Raw genomic sequence first — 4,553 nt, forward strand, 5'->3', positions numbered from 1 at the left:
GGTTCACGCGGATGTCCGGGGCCAGCTCCTGGGCGAGGGAGTACACCATGGACTGCACGGCCCCCTTGCTCCCCGCGTAGTGGCTATGGCCCGGCTCCCCGCGCTGGCCGGCCGTGGAGCCGATGAAAAGGAGGCTCCCTCTCTCGATCACCGCCGCGCACTCCCTGGCGAGGTAGTACGAAGAGAAGGCGTTGGTCGCGAACATGCTCTCCAGGTTTTCCCGGCTCAAGGTCCGGATGGAGCCGCTGTTCCAAATCCCCGCCGAGTGGACCAGGACGTCCAGGCCGCCGAGACGCCCGGCGGCCTCCCGGACGAGGGTCACACACCCCCCTTCCTGGGAGAGGTCCGCCTGAACGACCCACGAGGCTCCGGGGTGGAGCGCGGAGAGGGCCTCCACGGGGGCCCTCTGGCACCGGCAATGCAGAGCGACCCGGGAGCCGGCCTCCAGGAACATGCGCGCGCAGGACAGGCCGATGCCCGAGGAGGCTCCCGTGACGAGGACCCTTCGGCCCACCAGATCCGGATAATTCCCAATTGCTGTCATTCGACCTCCATTGGCGCAGGTTCCCCGTCGAAATCGAGGGTCAGCCCGTCGTAGGCCGGCTCGACACCGGGGGGAAGAGAGGTGGAAAGGGCTTCGTGGTCCATTTCATGGCCCATGTGAATCAGATACACCCGGCGGGCCTCCAGGGACTTGGCCGCCTCCAGCGCCTCGCCCACGGTCATGTGGGTCGGATGCCGGGGGGAGAACCGCAGGGCGTTGATGGCCAGCGTGTCCACTCCCCGAAGGCCTTGCGCGGCCTCGGGCGGCAGCCGCTTGCAGTCCGTGGCGTAGGCGAAGGGGCCCATGCGGAAGAGCGTCACCTCCATGCTTCCGTGGTCCCCCGTCAAGGGAACGACGCGAAGCCCCCCCACGTCGAAGGGCCCGAGGATGGGGACCAGGTCGAGCTTGGGCCTCCCGCCGCCCTCGGGGAGGTCCTCGAAGGCGTACCAGAAGGTCCTGCGCACGCCCTCCAGGGTGGCCGGGGATCCGTAGACCCGAATGGGGGCCCGCTGCCAGTAAGCGAAGACGCGCGTGTCGTCCAGTCCGAAAATGTGGTCGGCGTGCGGGTGGGTCAGGAGCACCGCGTCGAGCCGGCGGATGCCGAAACGGAGGGCCTGCTCCCGGAAGTCCGCTCCAGCGTCGATCACGAAGGAGGCGCCGCCGCCCGTGATCCACACGGACTGTCGAAGGCGCCGGTTCTTGGGATTGGGGGAGGAGCAGACCTTGCAGGGGCAGTTCACGATGGGGACGCCGACGGACGTACCGGTACCCAGGAAAGTGACACGCATGCCCGCTCCGAGGGAAAGTGTACCACGGGACCCTCAGGGTACCGCGCCTCCGGAGGGGTGGGCCAGCGGCGCCAGCACATTGTCACTTGACAGCGAACGCGGCGCGCCGTACCATGGTTCCATGAACCAGGCCCCTTCCCCCCGACGCGGCCGATGCCTCCTCGTCCGGAGGGACTACGGATTCCCGAATCCATCGGTTCCGGGGTGGAAGGTTCTGGACCTCCGCCGTCGGCCGCTGCCCCCGCCGGAGGCCCTGCGGGACGGAGGAGGCCTCGTCCTTCTCGGCGGGGAAACCCTCCTCGGATGGGCCCGCACGCGGGAGCGGCCGCACCTCTGGAAGGAACTCGCCGGGTGCGCGCGGACCTTCGGGCTGGCCGTCGGGTTCCGATTCCCCCGGGAGATGCGGAAGGTGGGCCAAGCCCTCAGCGGGGCCGGCGCGGAGGTGGAGGTGGAGGACCATGCACCGGACGGGCGGATCCCTCCCCTGTACCTCGACATGGGCTCCCGGCCCGGCCTCCTGGCCCTCCACCTGGCGTACGAATGGGAGACCGGGGCGGCGGCGGCGCGCGGCGGTGTCGCCCTGCTTCGGGTGGCCCACCTCCTGGCGGGCGGCCCCGCCACGGCGGGGGAAACGGCCCGCGCCCTGGGAATCACGACCGGGGCGGCTCGATCCTACTTGAACTGGATGGAGGACGCCGCCCTGGTGCGGCGGGAGGGCAAAACGATGGCCCTGCGCCACCCCCTGCTTTCCATGCTTTTCACGGGCGAGGAGGCCGCCCCCCCGCGGGAGCCGTCCACGGCGCCGTCCTGGAATCCGGTGGAGCTGGACTGATGGCTGTTCGCCCCTCGGACCCAAGATCCCGGCCCCCCCATGCCCGCGCCCCGTCGGCGGGTGGGCCCCTGCGCGCCTTTCTCGCCGTGGAGATCGACGAGGGGGTCCGACGGAGCCTATCAGATGTCATACAACATTTATCCCCATCCACCGGTCGGGTCAAGTGGGTGGAGCCCCACCAGATCCACGTGACCCTGAAGTTCTTCGCCGCCCTCACGACGCAGGCCCGCTCCGCCGTCGAGGCGGCCCTGGATGAGATCGCGCCCTCCGTCCCCCCCATCCCCCTCGCCGTCCGCGGACTCGGGGCCTTCCGCTCGGGCGCGAGGATCCGAGTTCTCTGGGCCGGACTGGAGGATCCCTCGAACCGGCTTTCGGCCTTGCAGGCTTCGCTGGAGCAGGCCCTTCAGGTTCGGGGGATCCCCAGGGAGGAGCGCCCCTTCCGGCCCCACCTCACCCTCGGGCGGTTCCGAGAGCCCTCGGCGGAGCCTCGGCTGGAGGACCTTCTCCGCGGCCTGAGAACCTTCGATGCGGGCGCCTTCGAGGCCGACCGCGTCACTCTTTTCCACAGCACGCTCACCCCCGCCGGTCCCCGGTACGGCGTCCTGCGCCACTGGCCTCTGGGAGGAGAGAGATGACCCCGCGCGACGGATGGATTCTCCTCGTGTGCTACCTTGCCGGCTCCATTCCCTTCGGACTTCTTCTCACGCGTTGGAGGGGCGGAGGGGACATCCGCACCATGGGATCGGGCAACATCGGCGCCACCAACGTCCTTCGCACCCAGGGGAAGGTCCTCGGGGCGCTCACCCTGGTCCTGGACTTCGCCAAGGCGGCCCTGTCGGTCTGGGCCGGGAGCCGCTGGGGGACGGCCCCCTTCGTGGCCGCCGCGGCGGGGGCGGCGGCCGTCGTGGGCCACTGCTTCCCCGTCTACCTCCGGTTCAAGGGGGGGAAGGGCATCGCCTCCGGGTTGGGGACCTTCCTCTTCGTGGCCCCGGCAGCGACCTTCGCCGCCTTCGCCGTTTTCGTCGCGGAGATCCTCCTCTTGCGGTACGTATCCCTGGGATCGGTGCTGGCCTGTCTGACCTTCAGCGCCACGATCCTCGGCCTCCATCACCTCCTCGGCTGGTACCCGGCCGGGTCGGCCTGGATCGGAGCGGCCACGGGCCTCCTCCTCATCACCCGCCACCACGCCAACCTCCGCCGTCTGCTGAAGGGGACCGAGCCCCGGATCTGGGGCCCCGGCAGCAGGGGAGAGGCGGGAGGCGAGCCGTGAAGGGCCCCGGCAGCACCGTAGTCTGGGGAGCGGGGGCCTGGGGCACGGCCCTGGCCCTCCATCTCCAGAGGGCGGGCGGGTCCGTGGCGCTCTGGGTGTACGAAGAGGCCCAGTTCGAATCCATGGTCCGCCGCCGGGAAAACGCCGACTTCCTGCCGGGCCACCTCCTGCCGGAGTCCATCCGGCTCTTCCACGACCCCGGGGAAGCCCCCGGGGACGCCGCGGCGTGGATTTCCGTTTCGCCGGCCCAGGCCACGCGGTCGCTCTGGCGCGAAATCGGACCCCGGTGCCCGGAGGAGACCCTCGTGATCTCGGCCTCCAAGGGCATCGAGAGGGAGACTCTCCTTCCGGTCAGCGCCCTCATCGAGGAGCACCTGGCTCCAAAGGCCGGGCCCGTCGTGGTCCTCTCGGGACCCTCCTTCGCCGCGGGCCTGGCCCAGGGCGATCCCACGGCGGTGGTTCTCGCCTCCCCCGACCCCGCCGGCGCCGAGCGCGCCCAGCGCCTCCTCTCCCACGCCCCCCTGCGCGGGTACGCCAGCACGGACCGGACGGGGGTGGAACTCGGGGGGGCCGTGAAGAACGTCATCGCCCTCGCTTGCGGCATGGCCTCGGGCCTCGGCTTCGGCCCCAACACGGTGGCGGCGCTCATCACCCGGGGGCTGAGGGAGATCGTCCGGCTGGGGATCGCCATGGGCGCCGACCCGCACACCTTCTCGGGCCTCTCCGGCGTGGGCGATCTGGTCCTCACTTGCACCGGCGGGGAGAGCCGCAACCGAACGGTCGGATACCGGCTGGGAAAGGGCGAGCCCCTCGCCTCCATCCTCGGGTCCATGAAGGCGGTCGCGGAGGGGGTTCCCACGACCCGGTCCGTGGCCGAGCTGGCCCGCCGCCACGGGGTCGAAATGCCCATCACCTTCGTCGTCGAGCGGATGCTCTACGAGGGCCTCCCCCCGGGCCAGGGCGTGCGCGAGCTACTCTCCAGGGACCTCAAGCACGAAATGGCCGATTGAGGGAAGGGTCCGAAGTTCCGGGGCGGGACCGGCCGACTCCGGGCGCGAGGTTCTGCGCCGCACCGATTCCCGCGCCGCGGTCCGCCTCTCCCAGGGGCCCCAAGGCCCC

6 protein-coding genes are annotated in these 4,553 nt (G+C 70.9%); 4 read left to right on the plus strand and 2 right to left on the minus strand.

Annotated features, from left to right (window positions below; all coding sequences use genetic code 11):
- Both AB1824_13180 and AB1824_13185 read right to left on the minus strand, forming a co-directional pair.
- On the minus strand, positions 1-544 hold a 544-nt coding region (locus AB1824_13180), incomplete at its 3' end, for an SDR family oxidoreductase (protein ID MEW5765913.1).
- The gene (locus tag AB1824_13185) at positions 541-1,332 is read right to left on the minus strand and encodes an MBL fold metallo-hydrolase (GenBank protein MEW5765914.1); all 792 of its coding nucleotides are present in this window, start codon (positions 1,330-1,332) and stop codon (positions 541-543) included. The genes AB1824_13180 and AB1824_13185, both read right to left, overlap by 4 nt.
- A 121-nt stretch (positions 1,333-1,453) precedes the next feature.
- On the opposite strand from AB1824_13185, the gene AB1824_13190 reads away from it, so the two are divergent.
- Genes AB1824_13190 through AB1824_13205 form a run of 4 tightly spaced genes read left to right on the plus strand, consistent with a single transcriptional unit; the run spans position 1,454 to position 4,444 of the window.
- Entirely contained in the window at positions 1,454-2,164 is a 711-nt protein-coding gene (locus tag AB1824_13190) for a helix-turn-helix domain-containing protein (GenBank protein MEW5765915.1), read from the plus strand.
- Positions 2,164-2,799, plus strand: coding sequence for an RNA 2',3'-cyclic phosphodiesterase (thpR, locus tag AB1824_13195; GenBank protein MEW5765916.1), 636 nt, complete (start codon positions 2,164-2,166; stop codon positions 2,797-2,799). The genes AB1824_13190 and thpR overlap by 1 nt, the downstream gene beginning before the upstream one ends.
- Positions 2,796-3,434 carry a glycerol-3-phosphate 1-O-acyltransferase PlsY gene (gene plsY / locus AB1824_13200; protein MEW5765917.1) on the plus strand — a complete coding sequence of 213 codons (639 nt, stop codon included), beginning with the start codon at positions 2,796-2,798 and terminating at the stop codon, positions 3,432-3,434. Before thpR ends, plsY begins: the two co-directional genes overlap by 4 nt.
- Positions 3,431-4,444, plus strand: coding sequence for an NAD(P)H-dependent glycerol-3-phosphate dehydrogenase (locus AB1824_13205; GenBank protein ID MEW5765918.1), 1,014 nt, complete (start codon positions 3,431-3,433; stop codon positions 4,442-4,444). The genes plsY and AB1824_13205 overlap by 4 nt, the downstream gene beginning before the upstream one ends.
- Positions 4,445-4,553: the final 109 nt, after the last annotated feature.

This window comes from Acidobacteriota bacterium (genome assembly GCA_040752915.1).
Lineage (GTDB): Bacteria > Acidobacteriota > UBA4820 > UBA4820 > DSQY01 > JBFLVU01.